The 17,056-nt window shown below is 65.9% G+C and carries 23 protein-coding genes; 10 read left to right on the forward strand and 13 right to left on the reverse strand.

The genetic code is table 11. The features are described 5' to 3' along the window. Positions 1-47: 47 nt before the first annotated feature. The 5 genes from ybgC to OJJ21_RS21290 are packed head-to-tail and all read right to left on the reverse strand — an operon-like array spanning position 48 to position 3,468. Positions 48-497, reverse strand: a complete 450-nt coding sequence (gene ybgC / locus OJJ21_RS21270; RefSeq protein ID WP_297689639.1) for a tol-pal system-associated acyl-CoA thioesterase — start codon at positions 495-497, stop codon at positions 48-50. Beyond that, the gene (ruvB, locus tag OJJ21_RS21275; RefSeq protein WP_297689640.1) at positions 490-1,551 is read right to left on the reverse strand and encodes a Holliday junction branch migration DNA helicase RuvB; all 1,062 of its coding nucleotides are present in this window, start codon (positions 1,549-1,551) and stop codon (positions 490-492) included. The genes ybgC and ruvB overlap by 8 nt, the downstream gene beginning before the upstream one ends. Then, the gene (ruvA, locus tag OJJ21_RS21280; protein ID WP_297689641.1) at positions 1,548-2,168 is read right to left on the reverse strand and encodes a Holliday junction branch migration protein RuvA; all 621 of its coding nucleotides are present in this window, start codon (positions 2,166-2,168) and stop codon (positions 1,548-1,550) included. Before ruvA ends, ruvB begins: the two co-directional genes overlap by 4 nt. Then, positions 2,165-2,683 (reverse strand): crossover junction endodeoxyribonuclease RuvC, encoded by a 519-nt coding sequence (gene ruvC, locus OJJ21_RS21285; RefSeq protein ID WP_297689642.1) that lies wholly within the window; start codon positions 2,681-2,683, stop codon positions 2,165-2,167. Before ruvC ends, ruvA begins: the two co-directional genes overlap by 4 nt. A gap of 35 nt (positions 2,684-2,718) precedes the next feature. After that, positions 2,719-3,468: a YebC/PmpR family DNA-binding transcriptional regulator gene (locus OJJ21_RS21290; RefSeq protein WP_297689643.1), complete on the reverse strand. Its 750-nt coding sequence runs from the start codon at positions 3,466-3,468 to the stop codon at positions 2,719-2,721. Between the two features lie 363 nt (positions 3,469-3,831). Here OJJ21_RS21290 and OJJ21_RS21295 point away from each other — a divergent pair, with 363 nt between their 5' ends. From OJJ21_RS21295 to OJJ21_RS21305, 3 genes are all read left to right on the forward strand, one after another. Beyond that, a complete protein-coding gene (locus OJJ21_RS21295) occupies positions 3,832-4,362 on the forward strand; it encodes a hypothetical protein (protein ID WP_297689644.1) in 531 nt (176 codons plus the stop codon). 100 nt (positions 4,363-4,462) lie between these two features. Next, positions 4,463-4,954, forward strand: coding sequence for a PAS domain-containing protein (locus OJJ21_RS21300; protein ID WP_297689855.1), 492 nt, complete (start codon positions 4,463-4,465; stop codon positions 4,952-4,954). Positions 4,955-5,049: 95 nt separating this feature from the next. Further along, positions 5,050-5,526, forward strand: a complete 477-nt coding sequence (locus tag OJJ21_RS21305; RefSeq protein ID WP_297689645.1) for a PAS domain-containing protein — start codon at positions 5,050-5,052, stop codon at positions 5,524-5,526. On the opposite strand, the gene OJJ21_RS21310 is transcribed toward OJJ21_RS21305, so the two are convergent. The 5 genes from OJJ21_RS21310 to OJJ21_RS21330 form a co-directional block, all read right to left on the reverse strand. Then, the gene (locus OJJ21_RS21310) at positions 5,523-6,113 is read right to left on the reverse strand and encodes a uracil-DNA glycosylase family protein (protein WP_297689646.1); all 591 of its coding nucleotides are present in this window, start codon (positions 6,111-6,113) and stop codon (positions 5,523-5,525) included. The genes OJJ21_RS21305 and OJJ21_RS21310 overlap by 4 nt on opposite strands. Positions 6,114-6,117: 4 nt before the next feature. After that, entirely contained in the window at positions 6,118-6,927 is an 810-nt protein-coding gene (locus tag OJJ21_RS21315; RefSeq protein ID WP_297689647.1) for a TIGR00282 family metallophosphoesterase, read from the reverse strand. Positions 6,928-6,933: 6 nt separating this feature from the next. Further along, complete coding sequence (locus OJJ21_RS21320; protein WP_297689648.1) at positions 6,934-7,533, reverse strand: 5-formyltetrahydrofolate cyclo-ligase; 600 nt, start codon at positions 7,531-7,533, stop codon at positions 6,934-6,936. A gap of 203 nt (positions 7,534-7,736) precedes the next feature. Then, complete coding sequence (locus OJJ21_RS21325) at positions 7,737-8,072, reverse strand: cell division protein ZapA (protein WP_297689649.1); 336 nt, start codon at positions 8,070-8,072, stop codon at positions 7,737-7,739. 13 nt (positions 8,073-8,085) lie between these two features. After that, complete coding sequence (locus OJJ21_RS21330; protein WP_297689650.1) at positions 8,086-8,664, reverse strand: hypothetical protein; 579 nt, start codon at positions 8,662-8,664, stop codon at positions 8,086-8,088. A 119-nt stretch (positions 8,665-8,783) separates the two neighbouring features. On the opposite strand from OJJ21_RS21330, the gene OJJ21_RS21335 reads away from it, so the two are divergent. Continuing rightward, a complete protein-coding gene (locus tag OJJ21_RS21335; RefSeq protein ID WP_297689651.1) occupies positions 8,784-9,557 on the forward strand; it encodes a sulfite exporter TauE/SafE family protein in 774 nt (257 codons plus the stop codon). A 100-nt stretch (positions 9,558-9,657) separates the two neighbouring features. Further along, entirely contained in the window at positions 9,658-11,283 is a 1,626-nt protein-coding gene (locus OJJ21_RS21340) for an acyl-CoA synthetase (protein ID WP_297689652.1), read from the forward strand. Positions 11,284-11,312: 29 nt separating this feature from the next. On the opposite strand, the gene OJJ21_RS21345 is transcribed toward OJJ21_RS21340, so the two are convergent. After that, on the reverse strand, positions 11,313-11,474 hold the full coding sequence (locus tag OJJ21_RS21345) for a YdcH family protein (protein WP_297689654.1): 162 nt from the start codon (positions 11,472-11,474) through the stop codon (positions 11,313-11,315). 257 nt (positions 11,475-11,731) lie between these two features. Here OJJ21_RS21345 and OJJ21_RS21350 point away from each other — a divergent pair, with 257 nt between their 5' ends. Further along, positions 11,732-12,340 (forward strand): UbiX family flavin prenyltransferase, encoded by a 609-nt coding sequence (locus OJJ21_RS21350; protein ID WP_297689656.1) that lies wholly within the window; start codon positions 11,732-11,734, stop codon positions 12,338-12,340. On the opposite strand, the gene OJJ21_RS21355 is transcribed toward OJJ21_RS21350, so the two are convergent. Continuing rightward, entirely contained in the window at positions 12,333-12,905 is a 573-nt protein-coding gene (locus OJJ21_RS21355; RefSeq protein ID WP_297689658.1) for a TIGR02444 family protein, read from the reverse strand. The two genes, OJJ21_RS21350 and OJJ21_RS21355, sit on opposite strands and share 8 nt — an antisense overlap. A gap of 52 nt (positions 12,906-12,957) precedes the next feature. Here OJJ21_RS21355 and OJJ21_RS21360 point away from each other — a divergent pair, with 52 nt between their 5' ends. Further along, a complete protein-coding gene (locus tag OJJ21_RS21360) occupies positions 12,958-13,173 on the forward strand; it encodes a DUF465 domain-containing protein (protein WP_297689660.1) in 216 nt (71 codons plus the stop codon). Positions 13,174-13,176: 3 nt separating this feature from the next. On the opposite strand, the gene OJJ21_RS21365 is transcribed toward OJJ21_RS21360, so the two are convergent. Then, positions 13,177-14,091 carry a LysR family transcriptional regulator gene (locus OJJ21_RS21365; RefSeq protein ID WP_297689662.1) on the reverse strand — a complete coding sequence of 305 codons (915 nt, stop codon included), beginning with the start codon at positions 14,089-14,091 and terminating at the stop codon, positions 13,177-13,179. 86 nt (positions 14,092-14,177) lie between these two features. Here OJJ21_RS21365 and OJJ21_RS21370 point away from each other — a divergent pair, with 86 nt between their 5' ends. Genes OJJ21_RS21370 through OJJ21_RS21380 form a run of 3 tightly spaced genes read left to right on the forward strand, consistent with a single transcriptional unit; the run spans position 14,178 to position 16,879 of the window. Continuing rightward, positions 14,178-15,542 carry an acyclic terpene utilization AtuA family protein gene (locus OJJ21_RS21370; protein WP_297689665.1) on the forward strand — a complete coding sequence of 455 codons (1,365 nt, stop codon included), beginning with the start codon at positions 14,178-14,180 and terminating at the stop codon, positions 15,540-15,542. Next, positions 15,539-15,889 carry a hypothetical protein gene (locus OJJ21_RS21375; RefSeq protein ID WP_297689666.1) on the forward strand — a complete coding sequence of 117 codons (351 nt, stop codon included), beginning with the start codon at positions 15,539-15,541 and terminating at the stop codon, positions 15,887-15,889. Before OJJ21_RS21370 ends, OJJ21_RS21375 begins: the two co-directional genes overlap by 4 nt. Positions 15,890-15,904: 15 nt before the next feature. Further along, positions 15,905-16,879 (forward strand): tripartite tricarboxylate transporter substrate binding protein, encoded by a 975-nt coding sequence (locus OJJ21_RS21380; RefSeq protein WP_297689668.1) that lies wholly within the window; start codon positions 15,905-15,907, stop codon positions 16,877-16,879. Positions 16,880-17,056: the final 177 nt, after the last annotated feature.

Genomic DNA, 17,056 nt, shown 5'->3' on the forward strand with positions numbered 1-17,056 from the left:
GACGGTCCTGTCCATACGTTCGAATCCTTTGGTTAAGAGTTAACAGATCAATGCGATAAATTTGGTGAAAGTGTGGCGAAAAGTGCCGCAACCGCCGGCGGCACCCGCCGGGCCCGGCCTTTGGCGTCGATACAGGCCAGCTTAACCTCAGCCCGGACCAGCAGCTCCTCGCCCCGCCAGACATCCTGGCGGGCGGTCAGGCTGGCGCCGCGCAGCTCGGTTATTGCGGTGGTAACGGTTAATTCTTCGTGCAGCCGGGCCGGTTTGAGATATTCGACATTGCAGGCCCGCACCGCGAAGGCGACCCCGTTTTCCGAGTCGATCAGGCCGCGCTGGTCGATGCCGTGGCTGAGCAGCAGGTCGGACCGGCCGCGTTCGATGAAGCGCAGGTAATTGGCATAATAGACGATGCCGGCCGCATCGGTGTCTTCCCACTGCACCCGGAGCGGATAGCGATGGGGCGGATAGCGATGCACGGCGTCCTCCTGCCTAGGCATCGTCATCTCCCAGCAGGTCGAGCTGGTTCGCCCCCAGCCCGGCAGGCGGGGTCAGGCCGATATGGGCGAAGGCGGCCGGCGTCAGCAGGCGGCCGCGCGGCGTGCGCTGCAGGAAACCCTGCTGGATCAGATAGGGCTCGATGATGTCTTCCAGCGCATCGCGCGGCTCCGACAGCGAGGCGGCGATGGTCTCGACGCCGACCGGACCGCCGGAAAAATCGCGCGCAATCGTGGCCAGATACCGGCGGTCCATGGCATCGAGACCACGGGCGTCCACTTCCAGCCGCAGCAGGGCGGCATCGGCGGTGGCGGCATCGACGACTTTCGCTCCGGCATAAACGGCGAAATCGCGCACCCGGCGCAGCAGGCGGCCGGCGACACGCGGCGTGCCGCGCGCCCGGCGGGCGATTTCACGCGCGCCGCTGGGGTCCAGCTCGAGATCCAGGATGCGGGCGCCGCGCCGCACGATCAGTTCGAGTTCCTCGACGTCGTAGAAATTCAGCCGCAGCGGAATGCCGAAACGCTCGCGCAGCGGCGTGGTCAGCAGGCCTGAACGCGTGGTGGCGCCGACCAGGGTGAAGGGCGGCAGGTCGATGCGCACGCTGCGCGCCGAGGGGCCCTCGCCGATGATGAGGTCGAGCTGGAAGTCTTCCATCGCCGGATAGAGGATTTCCTCGACCGCCGGATTGAGCCGGTGGATCTCGTCGATGAACAGCACGTCGCGCGCTTCCAGATTGGTGAGCAGCGCGGCAAGGTCCCCGGCCTTGGCGATGACAGGCCCCGAGGTGGCCTTGAAATTGACGCCGAGTTCGCGCGAGACGATCTGCGCCAGCGTGGTTTTGCCCAGGCCTGGCGGACCGTGGAACAGCACATGATCCAGCGCCTCGCCGCGCGCCCTGGCGGCCTGGATGAAGATGTTGAGATTTTCGCGGGCGCGCGCCTGGCCGACGAAATCGCTGAGCTGCTGCGGCCGCAGATGGCGCTCCAGCTCGTCGCCCTCGGCCCTGCCGGCCGACACCAGCCGTCCCTCGTCATTGCGCGGGGTGGAATTCATCGGGCCAGCTCCTTGAGGCCGGCGCGGATCAGCTCCTGCACATTGGGTTTTTCACCCAGGTTGCGGGCCGCCGCCGTGACGGCGCCGAAGGCATCGGCGCGCTTGTAGCCCAGATTGACCAGGGCGGAGAGCGCATCGGCCACGGCGCCGGTTTCGGCCACGGCGACAGCCCCCGCCTCGCCGACCGAGGCCTGCGCTGCCGTACCGAGCGCAATGCCGCCGACCTTGTCCTTCAGTTCGGTGATCAGCCGCACGGCCAGCTTGGGCCCGACGCCATCGCAGCGGTTCAGCGTGGTCTTGTCGGCCGAGGCGATGGCGCGGAACAGTTCATCGGGCGCCAGCGCCGAAAGGATGCCGAGCGCCACCTTGGCACCGACGCCCTGCACGGTCTGAAGCAGGTTGAACCAGCCGCGCTCGGCTTCCGACAGGAACCCGAACAAATGAATGTGATCTTCGCGCACATGGGTCTCGATATGGAGCCGCACCGCTTCGCCCGGCCGGGGCAGGTTGCGCAGCGTGCGGGCCGAGCAGAAGACCTGGTAGCCGACGCCGCCGACATCGAGGATGCAGGCGGTCTCGGACACGCTGTCGAGCAGCCCGCTGAGCCTGGCGATCATCGTGCCGCCCTCGCCATGGCCGCTTCGGCGCCGCGAATGACGCGCGCGGTGGCGGCGTTATGGGCATGGCAGATCGCCACTGCCAGCGCATCGGCGGCATCGGCACCGGTGACGTTGCAGCCGGGCAGCAGGCGTTTGACCATGGCATGCACCTGGTCCTTGTCGGCAGCACCCGTGCCGACCACCGCCTTCTTGATCACGGTGGGCGCGTATTCCGCCACCGGCAGACCGAGCTGCGCCGGCGCCAGCAGCACGACGCCACGCACCTGGCCGAGCTTCAGCGTCGACGAGGGATTCTTGTTGACGAAGGTCTCTTCGACGGCCGCCGCCGCGGGCTGCCATTCGGCCAGCAGCGCGGCCAGCGCGTCATGCACGGTGCGCAGACGATAGGCCAGTTCGTCGTCCGGATTGGTACGGATGGTGCCGTGCGCCACATGGCTCAACCGGTTGCCCTCGGCGAGGATGATGCCCCAGCCGGTGGCACGCAGGCCCGGATCGAGTCCGATGATGCGCATGGATAAGCCCAAATCCGCTCCTCAAGCCGCGGCGGTCAGCCGGCGAGCTTGCTCAGTTCGTCCTCGGAAATGTCGAAATTGGCATAGACCGTCTGCACGTCGTCGGAATCCTCGAGAACCTCGATCATCCTGAACAGCGTCTCGGCCTTCTCGCCCTCGACCGGCGTGGTGGTCCTGGGCTTCCACACCAGCTTGGCCGATTTCGGCTCGCCGAACTTCTTTTCCAGCGCCTCGCGCACCGCGGCGAAATCGTCCTGCGCGCAGGTGACGCTGTGGCCTTCTTCGTCGGACTGCACATCCTCGGCGCCGGCTTCCAGCGCGCCCTCGAACAGCGCCTCGGCCGTGGCAGCGGCAGCCGGGAAGACGATCTCGCCGACGCGGTCGAACATGAAGGCGACCGAGTTGGTCTCGCCCAGCGCCCCGCCGTTCTTGGAAAAGGCGGCGCGCACTTCGCCGGCGGTGCGGTTGCGGTTGTCGGTCAGCGCCTCGACTATCACGGCGACGCCGCCGGGGCCATAACCCTCGTAGCGCACCTCTTCGTAATTGTCGGCCGCATCACCGCCGGCGCCGCGCTTGATGGCGCGCTCCAGCGTGTCCTTCGACATGTTGGCGACGCGGGCGGCCTGGATGGCGGCGCGCAGGCGCGGATTGGCGGCCGGATCGGGCTGGCCGCTGCGGGCCGCGGTGGTCAGTTCGCGGATCAGCTTGGTGAAGATCTTGGCGCGCTTGGCATCCTGCGCGCCCTTGCGGTGCATGATGTTCTTAAACTGGGAATGGCCGGCCATGGCGAACCTGGGGTAATGCGTGAAAAAGCGAGCGAATCGGGCATGTTTAGCATATTTCAGCCGGTTTATCTGCCGGACCCGCAGGCGGGCTGTGCAGATGACCAGGGCAGGGCGGACCGGCGGCGAAAACGGCTGGCGCCCGGATACTGCCGCGCCCGGGCAAAAGCAAGCCGCCGGCGCGCCGCGGCGCCCCTGCCAGAAGGGATCCGGCAGGCGTGACCAAGCTCCGATTGCGCCGCCGGGCCGGCGGCGATACTATCGCAACGTTAATCCGGGTGCCGGCGCGCGTGGCATCTTTGAATAAAACATCATATATTTCAATAAATTAGCGGGGAAGTCGGACAGACTCGCATGATGGACCTCATGCAATTGGCGACCGTCGCGGCCATAGCCTCCAAGCCGGGCAGCGGCCTGCCCGGCTATCCGCAGTCGGAGCTGCTGACCCGCGCTCATCTGCTCTGGCTTGCCGCCCGCGGCACGGCGGAGATGCCGGCCCGGCGGCAGATCACCGACGCCGCCCTGGAGCCGTTGCGGCCGCAGATCCTGCTCTTCGCCGTCGAGCACGCGCCGTTCGACTTCCGCTATCTTGAGATCGGCAGCCGCATGATGACGCTGAGCAACGACGACTATACCGGCAAGCGCCTGAGCGAGGTGCCGCACCAGCGGCCGCCCAGCCTGGTCTGGGACCATCTCGCCGCCGCGGTGGATGCCCGCGCCCCGGTGCGCGGCGTGCTGCCCTATGTCGGCCGCAGCCGGAATATCAGCAGCATTTTCCATATCGTGCTGCCGCTGGCCGAGGATGGCGAGACGGTCGATCATCTGCTGGTTTGCGTCGACCTTGCCCCGGTGGTGCGCCTGCAGGACGGGACGCATCCCTTCACCCAGCTCGGCTAGCCGCCCGCCCTGCGCCGTCCGGTGCGCGCAAAACCGCTTTGGCCCCGCGGAAAACCCTGAGACACTGGCGCAGAACGGCTGGGGAGACGGCGTGTCGACTATGCGTGACCTGCTGCTGCGGCGGCAGGCGACTTCGGTGCTGCTGCAGGGCTACGACTACTGGGAGACCAAGCGCGGCCCCCGGGCCATGCCGGCACGCGCCGATCTCGATCCGATCGAGATGAAGGCCTTTCTGCCCCATGTGGTGCTGATGGATGTGCTGCGCGACCACAAGCCGGGCTGGCCGCTGGATTTCCGCTACCGCCTGATGGGATCGACCCTCGACCAGCATATGTCGCGGCGTTTCACCGGCCTGTATATGAGCGACCTGCCGCAGCAGCAGCCGGACAGCCAGATGTGGCAGAATTTCGAAACCGTGGTGCGCGACCGGCAACCGCAGTTCCACCGCGTGCCCTATATCGGCCCGCACAAGGATTTCCTGTCGGTGATCGATCTGGTGATGCCGCTGTCGAATGACGGCCACAGCGTCAGCATGCTGATCTCGATCGTCGATTTCATCCCGCGCGAGATCAATCCGCCGCGCGGGTTGTAACCTTTGCCGCACAATTAGGCCGTGCGCTGACGGCATTTTCATGCCACGCTGCCGCCGTTACCCTCCCCATGCATCATCAGGACAGCCAGCGGCACATGACCGCATTGGATTTGGATAGGGCGACACCGCTGCTGCGGCGGGCCTACGATTACTGGACCGCCAAATGCGGAACCCGGCCGATGCCGGCGCGCGCCGATCTCGATCCCGCCGAGATCAAGCCGCTGCTGTCCAACCTGATCCTGATGGACGTGCTGCGCGATGCCAAGCCGGGCTGGCCGCTGAATTTCCGTTACCGGCTGGTTGGCACCAATGTCGATGCGATGATGAACGGCCGCTATACCGGCCTGTGCATGAGCGAGATGCCGCATCAGCAGCCCGGCAGCCGAATCTGGAGCAGCCTGGAGCGCGTGACCGCCACGCGGCAGCCGCATATCAACCGCGTGCCCTATGTCGGACCCCACAAAGATTTCATCTCGGTGGTCGATATGGTGATGCCACTGTCGAACGACGGCGGCGAGGTCAACATGCTGTTCTGCATCGTCGACTTCGTCCTGCGCGCGAACCGCATCTAGGCGAGGGCTTCCGCCACCCTCCGGCGCAGCACCGGGATCACATCCTCGGCGAACCATGGCTGCCGCTTCTGCCAGCCGATATTGCGCCAGCTCGGATGCGGCAGCGGAAAATAGCCATCGGGCAGATAGTCGCTGAAATGCCGCACGGTGTCGGTCATGGTCTTGTGACGGCGCGGCCCAAGATAATGTGCATGCGAATACTGCCCGACCAGCAGAGTGAGCTGAATCTTCGGCAGCATTCCCAGCAGGCGCTGATGCCACAATGGCGCGCATTCCGGCCGCGGCGGATTGTCGCCACCCTTCAGATTGACGCCGGGATAGCAGAAGCCCATCGGCATGATGGCGATGCGGCTGGCCTCGTAGAAATCATCGCGCCCCATATCGAGCCAGCCGCGCAGCACATCGCCGCTGCGGTCGTTCCAGGGCAGGCCGCTCGCATGCACTTTCGTGCCCGGCGCCTGACCGATGATCAGCAATCGCGCACCATGCTGCATGCGCACCACCGGGCGCGGGCCGAGCGGCAGATGGGCGGCGCAGAAAGTGCAGCCGCGGACGTCGTTCAGCAGCGCGTCGAAACGGCTGCCCATCCGGTCAAAGCGTGGCCTGCTGCAGCCGCCCGCCCAGACGCAGCGGCGCGATCCGCGTGGCCAGTCCGGTGCGGTCGTCGGTTTCGACATAGACGGCGCAGAGCGTGCCCTCGCCGCTGGCCGGTTCGAAGCGGCCGCCGGGAATCCTGCGGGTGAAACGGTTGAGCGGTTCGGCCTTGTCCATGCCGATCACCGAATTGTAGTCGCCGCACATGCCGGCATCGGTCTGGTAGGCCGTGCCGCCGGGCAGAATCTGCGCATCCGCCGTGGGAACATGGCTGTGGGTGCCGCAGACCAGCGAGGCGCGCCCGTCGCAGAAATGGCCCATCGCCATTTTCTCCGAGGTGGCTTCGCCATGGATGTCGACGATGACCGCATCGACGCCGGCGCCGAGGCGGTATTTCGCCAGCTCGCCATCGACGGCGGCAAAGGGATCGTCGAGCGGGTCCATGAAGATGCGACCCATCACCTGGATCACCAGCACCTTCCTGCCGGTCTGCAGCGTGTACACCGCCGCGCCCTTGCCCGGCGTGCCCTTCGGGTAATTCAGCGGGCGCAGCAGCTTCGGATCGGAATTGATGTAGCCGAGCGTCTCGCGCTGGTCCCAGGCATGGTTGCCAAGCACGATGACATCGACGCCGGCGCCATAGAATTCCTCACAGATCTTGCCGGTGATGCCGAAGCCGGCCGCGGCATTCTCGCCATTGACCAGCACGAAATCGAGGCCGAGGCTTTTGCGCAGCTCGGGAATCCGCGACACCACCGCATCGCGGCCGGACCGGCCGACAATATCGCCGCAATAGAGAAGCTTCATCGGTTGCTATCTTTCAAACTTGATGGCGCCACGCTCGGTGACCGCCCAGTCCAGCATCGCATCATGGTCGCCGCGCGGCAGCTCGGCTACCTGCTGTACCGCGAAGGCATAGCCGACGGCCACATTCTTTTCGCCCTTTTCGCGCAAGGCCGCCAGCGTGGCGTCGTAATAACCGCCACCCATGCCGAGCCGGTGGCCGGTGGCATCGAAGCCGACCAGCGGCACCAGCAGGATATCGGGCCGCAGAACCGGTGCACCCTCGCCCGGGGCCGGGATGCCGTAGGCGCCGCCCGGCGGCGGATCGGCAAGATCGTCGCACCGGCGGAACTGCAGCAGGCGCGAGCCCTTCTGCACCGCCGGCAGCGCGATCCGCAGACCCCGACGCTGCAGGGCGAGCAACAAGGGCAGCGGATCGAGTTCGTCGCCCATCGGCCAGTAGCCCGCGATCGTCTGGCCGGCCTGCACCGGAATCGCGGCGAGAAACCGTTCGGCTGCCAGCGCAGCGATGGCAGCGCCGTTGGCGGCAGAGGCTTCCGCGCGGCGGGCTTTCAGGCGGCTGCGCAAAGCCGCCTTGCGGGCCTCGAGGTCGGGATCGGCTGGGGTCAAGAAGGGTCTGTGGCTGGCGGGAAATTAGAGTGGACGGGCCCACCATGGCCGTAAGTATGAACTAACCTCTGTGGCCTGGCGTACCAGGTGGGCGCCATATGATCGGAACCAGGGTTCCGGCAGAGACAGCTCCCGTAGAGATGAGCATTGGCCCCAGGGTTACGTAAACCCACGCACCGGGCAGCACCCGTCCACGGCTATATTTAGGTGGTCTCCAGCTTCGCGGCAATGTCTTCCAGCCGTTTTGCCAGCCCAACCAGCGCATCGGCGCCGTCCGTGGCGGTTTTCTGCTCTGCCTGGAAGGCTGCAACCGCCTGGCGCATCTCGGCCACGTCGCTCTGGGCCTGCTCCAGATCGTCAGCCAGGGTCAGCGCGGTCATCAGCATCAGCCGTGCCTCGCCGACCTGGCCGACCAGGGCAGCCAGTTCGCGCACCCGGCCATCCAGACTCTGCGACAGGCGGCGAACCTGCTCTTCCTCGCCGTCGTCGCAACCGATCTCGTAGAGCCGGCTGTTGACGGTGACTTTTACCATAGCCATTGCAGCCTCCGCCTCATACCTTCACCTGGCTGTCGAGCGCCTGGCGCAGCCGCGCCATGGTCGCCTCCAGCCGCGCCGCGATGCCGGACTGGAAAGCCTGCATCTCGGTCTGAGCGGCCCGCGCCGCCGCCAGTTCGGCCTTCAGGGCCGCCACATCGCCAGTACTATCGGAAGGCGGCGGAATGAAGGCAGGTGCCGGTTTCTGGCTGTCCCGCACGGCGGCGAGTTGGCCCTGGAGCGCCTCGCGTTCAGCCTTCAGCGCGGCAATCTCGGCATCGCGCGCCGCCAGGGCCGCAGCATGGGCGACAGACTGGTCCTCGCCCGCCTGGGGGCCGCCCGACTGAAGACTGTCCTGCTGGATCTGCCCCAGTTCGGCCCGCAGGGCATCGACCAGGGCGGCACGCTCGCGCAGGTTTGCCGCCTCGTCGCGGCTGGCCTGCAACTCGTCGCGCAGGCTTTTCACCTCGGCGGCCATCAGACCATGCTGTTCGGCCAGGCGGCGGAAAACGCCGGCACGCTGGGCCAAAGCGGTATCCAGGCGGCGAACCGCCTGATCCATGGCGGCAACGGCTGCGGCAATTCCGGTTTGCATGGTGCCCGTCAGAATAGCGCCTATCTGGTGATTGGGGTTGGCAAGCGAACTTGATATGGAAGATAAACTTCGCGCCTGCCCCACGCAACCGAACCCCGGTTCCAGCCCCAGACTTGGCGATGCCCGATTCGTTCCCGATGATTGCCGATCCGTGGTTTTATGCCGCGGCCTTTCCCGCCGTGCTGATCGTCGGCCTCAGCAAGGGCGGATTCGGCCCCGGCAGCAGCCTGATCGCCCTGCCGCTGCTGGCCCTGGTGCTGCCGCCGCTGCAGGCTGCCGCCATCATGCTGCCGGTGCTCTGCGCCATGGACCTGGCCGGACTGTGGGGCTTCCGCGGCAAATGGGACCGTCGCAACATGAAGATCATCCTGCCCGGGGCGCTGGTCGGCATCGGCGTCGGCGCCCTGACCGCCGGTTACGTGAGCAATGCCGGCGTGGAAGTGATCGTTGGCAGCATTGCGGTGATCTTCGCCCTGCAGAAGTGGCTGAAGCGGACCCCCGTCGAGGCTGCCGAACCCCATATCGGCAAGGGCCTGTTCTGGAGCGCCTGTTCCGGCTTCACCAGTTTCATCGCCCATGCCGGCGGTCCGCCGCTCTATGTTTACATGTTGCCGCAGCGGCTCGACAAAACCATCTTCGTCGGCACCACCGTGGTGTTCTTCGCCGTGGTCAACTACGTGAAACTGATCCCCTATTGGTGGCTGGGCCAGTTCACGCCCGGCAACCTCGCCACCGGCGCCGTGCTGATCCCGGTGGCGGTCGGCGGCGTCTATCTCGGCATGTATCTGCATCACAAGCTGAGCGACGCCCTGTTCTACCGCGTCGTCTACATCTTCGTCTTCCTGTGCGGGCTGAAGCTGCTGTACGACGGCTTCGGGCTGGAACTGCTGTAAAGCCGTTAATTCCCAACAACAGGATGTCCAACGATTCCGGCCTGTTGCCGCCGGTGCGCAATATGCTCTAGCTTGGCGCGCCTGCAGGGGAAAACGCCAGATGACCTCGATCTACGACCGCGACCTCGACAAGACCCGCGCCAATTACGAGCCGCTTTCGCCGCTCAGCTTCCTGCGCCGCACCGCCGATGTGTTTCCCGACCATCTGGCGGTGATCCACGGCAAGCTGCGCTACAATTACGCCACGCTGTATGAACGCTGCCGCCGGCTGGCCTCGGCGCTGGAAAAGCGCGGCATCGGGCGCGGCGATACCGTGGCGATCGTCGCGCCGAACACGCCGGCGCATCTGGAAGCGCATTTCGGCATCCCCGCCACCGGCGCGGTGATCAACGCGATCAACACCCGGCTGGATGCCGCCGCCATCGCCTTCATCCTGGAGCATGGCGAGGCCAAGATCCTGTTCACCGACCGCGAATACAGCGCGGTGGTGAAGCAGGCCGTGCATATGTCGGGCAACAAGCCGCTGGTAATCGATATCGACGATCACCTGTGCAGCAGCGGCGAACTGTTCGGCGCGATGGAATACGAAGATTTCCTGAAGACCGGCGATCCCGACTGGACCTGGCGCGGCGTGAATGACGAATGGGACGCCATTTCGCTGGGCTATACCTCGGGCACCACCGGCAATCCCAAGGGCGTGGTGACGCATCATCGCGGCGCCTATCTGAATGCCGTGGGCAATGCCGTGACCTGGAACCTGCCCAAACATCCGCGCTACCTGTGGACACTGCCGATGTTCCATTGCGACGGCTGGTGCTTCCCCTGGACCATCACCATGCTGGCCGGCGTGCATGTCTGTCTGCGCAAGGTGGACCCGGCGCTGGTGTTCGACAGCTTCCTGAACCACGGCGTGACGCATTTCTGCGGCGCGCCCACCGTGCTGACCATGCTGATCAATGCGCCCGACGAGGTCCAGGCCAAGCTTCAGCCAGGCGTGAAATGCATGACTGCCGGCGCCGCGCCGCCGGCCGCCGTGCTGGCGGCGATGGAAAAAATGGGCTTCGACGTCACGCATGTGTATGGCCTGACCGAAGTCTACGGCCCGGCCGTGGTCTGCGACTGGCACGCAGAATGGGATGCGCTGCCGCTGCCCGAGAAGGCGGCGGTGAAAGCGCGCCAGGGCGTGCGCTACCATGTGGAAGAAGACGTCACGGTTCTGAATCCGGAAACGCTCGAACCCGTGCCGACTGACGGCGAGACCATGGGCGAGATCATGTTCCGCGGCAACATCGTGATGAAGGGCTATCTGAAGAACCCGAAGGCGACGCAGGAGGCCTTTGCCGGCGGCTGGTTCCATTCCGGCGATCTGGGCGTGCTGCATCCCGGCGGCTACATGCAGATCAAGGACCGCTCGAAGGACATCATCATTTCCGGCGGTGAGAATATCTCGACCATCGAGGTGGAGGGCGTGCTCTACATGCACCCCGATATCGTCGAGGCCGCGGTTGTCGCGCGGCCTGACGCGCATTGGGGAGAAACGCCCTGCGCCTTCGTCACCCTGCGCAATGGCGCGACGGCGACAAGTGACGAGATCATCGCCTTCTGCAAGGAGCGGCTGGCGCGATTCAAGGTGCCGAAGACCGTGGTGTTCAGCGAGTTGCCGAAAACCTCGACGGGCAAGATTCAGAAATTCGAACTGCGCGAACGGGCCAAGGCCCTGGGGTGACCCAAGCCCTGGCCGGCGCAGTCAAGCTGCTAGGATTGTCGGGAGATTTCTTCTTTCAGCTTCAGCTTTTCGCGCTTGAGCTGGGTGACACGGGTGGTGTCGGGCATCGGGCGGTGGCTCTCGTCATCGATCGCCGCTTGCAGGGCATGATGTTTTTCGATGAGAGTGTCGAGATGCGCCGTATGATTCATCGCATGCTCCTCCTTCCGGTTTGGAGCGCGTCAACCAGTTCGACTGCGGTCGCCCTGCGAAGGCGCGACCGCACCGGTGCGCGCCTTTCTCAAGTTAAGCACTGCCCTTTCGTTTTGTCAGCCCCAAAGACATAAATTCTTCAAACAGCGAGCACCGTATGCGCCGCATACAAAAATCTGCCGGAAAAAATGCCCCTAAGCGGGTAACGGGCAAGGCCGCGCTTCCTTCCGGGCGCGTCAGGAAACGCAGCCAAGCCGTGGGAGTAGCGGGGAAATCCGCCATCGTGCCGCCATCGCAGCGCCGTCTCGTGGTCGGCATTACCGGCGCGTCGGGTGTGATCTACGGCATCCGCTTATTGGAAGCATTGCAACAAAGCGGTATCGAGTCGCACCTGGTGCTGAGCCGCGCCGCCGAGATGACGATCGCCTACGAGACGCAGCGCAGCATCAAGGATGTGAAGGCGCTGGCGCATACGGTGTATCCGGTGGCCGATATCGGCGCGGCGATTTCATCGGGCTCGTTCCAGACGCTGGGCATGGCGATCGTGCCCTGCTCGATGAAGACGCTGGCCGAGATCGCCACCGGCGTCACCACCACGCTGCTGTCGCGTGCCGCCGACGTGACGCTGAAAGAGCGCCGCCGCCTAGTGCTGGTGCCGCGCGAGACGCCGCTGCATCTGGGCCACCTGCGCAACATGACCGCCGTCACCGAGATGGGCGCCATCGTGGCACCGCCGATGCCGGGCTTCTACGCCATGCCGCAGACGCTGGACGACCTGATCGATCACACGGTGGGGCGCGTGCTCGATCTTTTCGGCCTCGACAGCGGACTGGTGAAACGCTGGGGCGGCAAGCCGCTCAAGTAAAAGCGATGCGCAGCAGATCGGCGCCGAATTGCAGCGCCTGCGGGTTATCGGGCGCGATTCTTTCCAGATAGGCCGCCAGATGCGCGGCGGCGGCGTCGATCTCGTCGTCGCGATGCGGCGTGCCGCTCCGGCGCTGGGCCGGCCCGATCCGGCTCGCGGCGGCCAGCCAGGCCTGCGCCACCTGCTCGAGCTTCAGTTCCAGCGCCTTGATCTCGACATAGAGAGCATCCGCGGTCGGCTCGCTTTCGCGCAGGGCTTTCAGGGCGCGCCTCGCGTCCCGCAGCGGTCCGAGCACGGCATTGACCGGCGCGGCGGCGGCCTCGACCCGGTCCAGCTCGGTCTCGGCCCAGCCCGCGTAGCCGCGCCGGGCACGCCAGAAGCCGAGCAGCAGCAGGTTCACATCGGCCCTGAAGCCGTCCTGCAGCGCCAAGCAGGCCTCGGCGGCCCCGGGCCGGTCGTACAGGCTGAGGGAAAACGCCCAGAAGCCGGCCGCCGGCTGTTCCGGGTTTTGGCCCGGATTCTCGGTGGAAATGGCTGTTTTCGGCCCGCTGTCAGACTCGGTCATCCGTGCTATGGTAACGGGCTTTTTGGCGTCCAGGGTAGGTTTGAGTGAGAGCATGAATTTTCCCGGTCCGATCGATACCGAGGAATTGCAGCGCAAGCTGGTCGACCTGCGCGCCGAGCATCGCGATCTCGACGACGCGATTGCCGCCCTGGCCGAACAGCCGAGCCTGAACCTGATCCAGATCCAGCGCATGAAAAAGCGCAAGCTGGCGCTGAAGGATCAGATCACGCGCATCGAAAACCTGCTGATCCCGGATATTATCGCCTAAGCGTCACTTCCTGGATCGCATCCCGGCATAAGCGGCGCGGATTTCGCCGACCAGCGCCTGCGCCGGGGCGGACAGCTGCCGGCCTTTCAGCTGCAAAAAACCGATCTGGCGGCTCAGTGCCGGACCGCTGAGCGGCCGCATGGTCAGCCGGTCGCTGGAAAACATCGAAAACGTCAGCGCCGGCAATGCCGTGACGCCCAGGCCCGCCGAGACCAGCGCGATGGCCGAGGCGATCTGCTCGACCTCGAAGCGCGGCTGCAGCGCGAAATCGGCCTGCAGCAGCACCGCATCGGCGAGCCGACGCACCGAAGTGGAGCCCGCCATCGCCACGTAGGGATGGCCCTCCAGCGCGCTCCAGGGCAGCGCACCCTTGCCTTTCGCCAGCACATGATCGTTGCGGCAGACCAAATGGATGCGGTCGGCGCCGATTTCGTCATAGGCCAGCGCCGCGGTCTCGGCGATGCGCGTGGTGACGGCGAAATCGGCCAGGCCATCGGCCACCATCGCCACGGCGCGCTCATGCATCACGTCGCGGATCGCCACGTCGATGCCCGGGTATTTTTCCTGCATCACCTTCAGCGCGCGCGGCAGGATCGAGGCGGCAATCGAAGGCAGCACCGCGATGGTGAGCCGGCCATGCAGCCCGTCGCTGCGCGAAGCCACGCCCTGCATCGCCACCTTGAAATCGCGCAGCAGGTCTTCCGCCACAGCGCCGAGATGGCGGCCATCGGCGGTCGGCGTCACCTTGCGCGTGGTGCGGTCGAACAGCGTGAGCCCCAGCTCGGCCTCGATCTTGCGGATCGCCACGCTGAGCGCCGGCTGCGAGATGCGCAGCGTGCCGGCGGCTTCGGTGAAGCTGGGCGCGCGCAAGGTGGTGGCGAAGATCTCGAGCTGGCGCAGGGTGAGATTGATAGACATGAATTATAAGTCCATATGTCTTATATATTGGACGTTATATATCGTTGCCGGCAGTCTGTCGCCCGAGGAAACCAGAGTCGGGCGCAATGCCAGTCACAAGAGTTCATATCGGTGCCGGGGCCGGCTTTGCCGGCGACCGCGCGGGTGCGGCGCTGCCGGTGGTGCAGGCACTGGCCGCCAGCGGTGTGCCGTCCTTCCTGATTTTCGAAACGCTCGCCGAGCGCACGCTGGCGCTCGCCCAGCTGGACCGGCAGCGCGATCCGCAGGCGGGCTACAGCCCCAGCCTGGTCGCCCTGCTGCAGCCGGTGCTGGCGCTCTGCCTGCAGCACAACATCCGCATCGTCAGTAATTTCGGCGCTGCGAATCCGCAGGCGGCCGCCCAGCGCATCCGTGCCATGGCCACCACAGCCGGCTTCCCGCAGGCGAAGATCGCCGTGGTGAGCGGCGATGACCTGAGCGCGCGCCTCACCACTTCCGAACTGGCGGCACGCGAGACCGACGGCACGCTTTTGCAGGGCCGCGACAGCGTGGTGGCCGCCAATGCCTATCTGGGCGCGCAACCGATTGGCGAGGCGCTGGATGCCGGCGCCGAGATCGTGGTGACCGGCCGCGTCGCCGATCCCGCCCTGGTGCTGGGCCCGCTGGTGCATGCCTTCGGCTGGCGCTGGGATGACTGGGACCGGCTTGCCGCCGGCACGCTGGTCGGCCACCTGCTGGAATGCGGACCGCAGGTGAGCGGTGGCTATTTCGCCGATCCCGGTTTCAAGGACGCCGCCGACTTTACCGACATCGGCTATCCGATCGCCGAGGTGAGCGCCGATGGCAGCGCCGTCATCACCAAGCCGGCCGGCACCGGCGGCGTGGTGAGCCTGCGCACGGTGAAAGAGCAGATGCTCTACGAGATCCACGATCCGGCCGCCTATCTGACGCCCGATGTGGTGCTGGATATCACCCAGGCCGAGGTGGAGCAGGCCGGCCCGGATCGCGTGGCCGTTCGCGGCGCGCGCGGGCATGTCCGGCCGGCCACGCTGAAGGCCACGGTGTGTTTCGAGAGTGGCTGGTTCGGCGAAGCAGAGATTTCCTATGCCGGACCGAATGCCACGGCGCGCGCCCGGCTCGCCATCGAGATCATCCACGCGCGCATGGCGCAACTGCAGCCCGGCCTTGTCATTCGCGCCGACATCATCGGCGTGGTCAGCAGCTTCGGCGACAGCGCCGGCCGCGATCTGGCCGCCGCAACGGCCGAAAGCGACGATGTGCGGGTGCGGTTTGCCGCGCGCCATGCGGATGCCGCCCCGGTGCAGCAGCTGCTGGCCGAAGTGGAGGCCCTGTATGTCGCCGGACCGGCCGGCGGCGGCGGCGTGCGCAAGCATCTGGTGCCGCAGCTGGCCAGCGCGTCGTGCCTGATCGAACGCGATCTGGCGCAGCCCGTTATGGAGCTGCTGCCATGAGCGAGCTGCTTCTGCATCGTATTGCCCATGCCCGTTCCGGCGACAAGGGCAACCGGCTGAACATCGCACTGATCTGTTACCGGCCGGAGTTTTTCGACACCGTCGCCGCCCAGGTGACGCCCGACAGCGTCGCGCAGCTGTTTGCCAGCCGCGCGGTCGGCGCCGTGCAGCGCTACGAGCTGCCGAAACTCCGGGCCTTCAACTTCGTGCTCGATCACGCGCTGGATGGCGGCGTCAATGCCAGCCTCGGCCTCGACGGCCATGGCAAGACGCTGTCCTTCCGGCTGCTGACCCTGCCGGTCGAACTGCCGGCAGCCCTTTTGTCCCTTGTTCAACATCCTGCATAAAAAACGGAGGAAACCATGCGCATCCTGTCATCGCTTGTCCTGCTGGCCGCCACGGCCATCGCCCTGCCTGCCCTGACTTCATCGTCATGGGCACAGAGCTACCCCAGCAAGCCGATCAAATTCATCGTGCCGTTTGCCGCCGGCAGCGCCACCGACACGGTGGCCCGCGTGGTCGGCGATTATGTCGGCAAAGATCTCAAGCAGAGTGTGGTGGTGGAGAATGCCGCCGGCGGCAACGGCGTGATCGCGGCGCAGAAGGTGGCGCAGGCCGCACCCGATGGCTACACGCTGCTGATCTCGACCAACACGACGCATGCCGCCAACCAGAGCATGCTGAAAAAGCTGCCCTATGACGCGGTGAAGGATTTCGAGACCGTGAGCATGCTGGGCACCATCCCGATGGCGCTGGTGGTCAACCCGTCACTCCCGGTCAACAGCGTGGCCGAGCTGATCGCCTATGCCAAGGCGAACCCGAACAAGCTGAGTTTCGGCGCCGGCTCCAGTTCCTCGCGTATCAGCGTCGAGATGTTCAAGACCATGACCGGCACCGACATCCTGCATGTGCCCTACAAGAGCAATCCGCAGGCGGTGACCGACCTGATCGGCGGCCAGCTGTCGCTGATGATCGCCGATGTCTCCACCACGCTGCCGCAGGCCGCGGCCGGCAAGGTGAAGGCGCTCGGCGTTTCCACCAGGGGGCCGTCGCCGGTGGCGCCGGGCCTGCCCACCATCGCCAGCCAGGGCGTGCCGGGCTATGAGATCACCGCCTGGTTCGCCGCCTGGCTGCCGGCCAGGACCGATACCGCGATTGCCGACAAACTGCAGAAGTCCATGGCGGCGGCGGTGGCCGATAAGGAGGTGCAGGCCAAGCTGCTGGCCGCCGGCGTCGAGCCGCAGTCGAGCAGCCGCAAGCAGCTCGCCGATTTCGTCGCCTCGGAAACCGAGAAATGGGCCAAGGCGGTGAAAGCCGCCGGCATCGAGCCGGAATAAGACGCGGGCATTCCCGCGTGATGAAGGCCGGTCAGCGATGACCGGCCTTTTTTTCTTTGCGCCATTGACACCCTCACCCTCCCGCTTCGCGGGGCCCTCCCTCTCCCACAAGTGGGGGAGGGTTGGGGTGAGGGTCTTTCCGCAACGGCATCATTGCATGCCATCTCCCGATACGGA

The organism is Ferrovibrio sp. (genome assembly GCF_025869515.1).
Classification (GTDB): Bacteria; Pseudomonadota; Alphaproteobacteria; order Ferrovibrionales; family Ferrovibrionaceae; genus Ferrovibrio.

Excerpts from the sequence above, each read along its gene's own strand:
- OJJ21_RS21315 (WP_297689647.1), bottom strand. The coding sequence starts at position 6,927 with ATGAAGCTTCTCTATTGCGGCGATATTGTCGGCCGGTCCGGCCGCGAT.
- OJJ21_RS21330 (WP_297689650.1), bottom strand. The coding sequence starts at position 8,664 with ATGCAAACCGGAATTGCCGCAGCCGTTGCCGCCATGGATCAGGCGGTT.
- OJJ21_RS21370 (WP_297689665.1), top strand. The coding sequence starts at position 14,178 with ATGCCAGTCACAAGAGTTCATATCGGTGCCGGGGCCGGCTTTGCCGGC.
- OJJ21_RS21305 (WP_297689645.1), top strand. The coding sequence starts at position 5,050 with ATGACCGCATTGGATTTGGATAGGGCGACACCGCTGCTGCGGCGGGCC.
- ybgC (WP_297689639.1), bottom strand. The coding sequence starts at position 497 with ATGCCTAGGCAGGAGGACGCCGTGCATCGCTATCCGCCCCATCGCTAT.
- OJJ21_RS21365 (WP_297689662.1), bottom strand. The coding sequence starts at position 14,091 with ATGTCTATCAATCTCACCCTGCGCCAGCTCGAGATCTTCGCCACCACC.
- OJJ21_RS21295 (WP_297689644.1), top strand. The coding sequence starts at position 3,832 with ATGCAATTGGCGACCGTCGCGGCCATAGCCTCCAAGCCGGGCAGCGGC.
- OJJ21_RS21345 (WP_297689654.1), bottom strand. The coding sequence starts at position 11,474 with ATGAATCATACGGCGCATCTCGACACTCTCATCGAAAAACATCATGCC.
- OJJ21_RS21300 (WP_297689855.1), top strand. The coding sequence starts at position 4,463 with ATGCGTGACCTGCTGCTGCGGCGGCAGGCGACTTCGGTGCTGCTGCAG.
- OJJ21_RS21325 (WP_297689649.1), bottom strand. The coding sequence starts at position 8,072 with ATGGCTATGGTAAAAGTCACCGTCAACAGCCGGCTCTACGAGATCGGT.
- OJJ21_RS21310 (WP_297689646.1), bottom strand. The coding sequence starts at position 6,113 with ATGGGCAGCCGTTTCGACGCGCTGCTGAACGACGTCCGCGGCTGCACT.
- OJJ21_RS21355 (WP_297689658.1), bottom strand. The coding sequence starts at position 12,905 with ATGACCGAGTCTGACAGCGGGCCGAAAACAGCCATTTCCACCGAGAAT.
- OJJ21_RS21290 (WP_297689643.1), bottom strand. The coding sequence starts at position 3,468 with ATGGCCGGCCATTCCCAGTTTAAGAACATCATGCACCGCAAGGGCGCG.
- OJJ21_RS21340 (WP_297689652.1), top strand. The coding sequence starts at position 9,658 with ATGACCTCGATCTACGACCGCGACCTCGACAAGACCCGCGCCAATTAC.
- ruvB (WP_297689640.1), bottom strand. The coding sequence starts at position 1,551 with ATGAATTCCACCCCGCGCAATGACGAGGGACGGCTGGTGTCGGCCGGC.
- OJJ21_RS21375 (WP_297689666.1), top strand. The coding sequence starts at position 15,539 with ATGAGCGAGCTGCTTCTGCATCGTATTGCCCATGCCCGTTCCGGCGAC.
- OJJ21_RS21360 (WP_297689660.1), top strand. The coding sequence starts at position 12,958 with ATGAATTTTCCCGGTCCGATCGATACCGAGGAATTGCAGCGCAAGCTG.
- OJJ21_RS21335 (WP_297689651.1), top strand. The coding sequence starts at position 8,784 with ATGCCCGATTCGTTCCCGATGATTGCCGATCCGTGGTTTTATGCCGCG.
- OJJ21_RS21380 (WP_297689668.1), top strand. The coding sequence starts at position 15,905 with ATGCGCATCCTGTCATCGCTTGTCCTGCTGGCCGCCACGGCCATCGCC.
- ruvA (WP_297689641.1), bottom strand. The coding sequence starts at position 2,168 with ATGATCGCCAGGCTCAGCGGGCTGCTCGACAGCGTGTCCGAGACCGCC.
- ruvC (WP_297689642.1), bottom strand. The coding sequence starts at position 2,683 with ATGCGCATCATCGGACTCGATCCGGGCCTGCGTGCCACCGGCTGGGGC.